This window comes from Dietzia natronolimnaea, assembly GCF_002289575.1.
GTDB classification, from domain to species: domain Bacteria; phylum Actinomycetota; class Actinomycetes; order Mycobacteriales; family Mycobacteriaceae; genus Dietzia; species Dietzia natronolimnaea_A.
The window spans coordinates 1-678 of the sequence record NZ_NTGA01000106.1 but is presented as its reverse complement, the minus strand read 5'-3'; the positions used below and the strand labels follow the sequence as shown (position 1 = coordinate 678).

Genomic DNA, 678 nt, shown 5'->3' with positions numbered 1-678 from the left:
CCTTGTACTCGGCAGTGAAGCTCCGACGAGTAGATCCCATAATCCGCTCCCTCTATCTTGGGGGAACTCACCGCTCATCTCCGGGTGTCCACCAGAGCGGGAACGGTCCAATCTGTGACCAGACCGGTGCTCGCGTGTATCGCCATGAGCAGATGCCGCCACAGAGCGTCGACAGAACCCCGCCATATAACGGCGAAAGCCACACCAACGCCGCTGTGTCACAGGGTCTAGTTCGATACTTATGAAACGCCATCCCGTCGGGTTTAGGATCTATTGATACAGATTCCGGACGAAAGGGTCTCCTCATGGCTGATCGAATCGGGACGTTGCTCAACCGTTCTGGTGATGGTGGCGAGGAGGTGCTCATCGTCAGCCGCGGGAGCGTGCGAACCCGGTTCCGCCGCCGGGACGAGTTGGGCTGGAACCTTCGGGTGGAGTCGACGGACTCGGAAAACATCATCGAAGGGAAACCGGAGCCGAAGCCGAAGCCAGCTCGCCGGGTCTCGCGTCCGCGCGGGCAGCGGGTGGCGTACGTGCGGGTGTCGGCCGCAGATCAGAACGAGGCGCGTCAGCTCGAGGCGGTGGGGGAGTGCGACCGGGTCTATATCGAGAAGCAGTCGGCTCGCTCGCGTGCCGATCGGGTGAAGCTAGGGCGTGTCTCCCATAGCTGAGCGGTGA

At 61.9% G+C, this 678-nt stretch carries 1 protein-coding gene; it reads left to right on the top strand.

The genetic code is table 11. The annotated features are described in order from the left end of the window. Positions 1 to 305 precede the first annotated feature (305 nt). Positions 306 to 671 (top strand): hypothetical protein, encoded by a 366-nt coding sequence (locus CEY15_RS17860; RefSeq protein ID WP_428844208.1) that lies wholly within the window; start codon positions 306 to 308, stop codon positions 669 to 671. Positions 672 to 678: the final 7 nt, after the last annotated feature.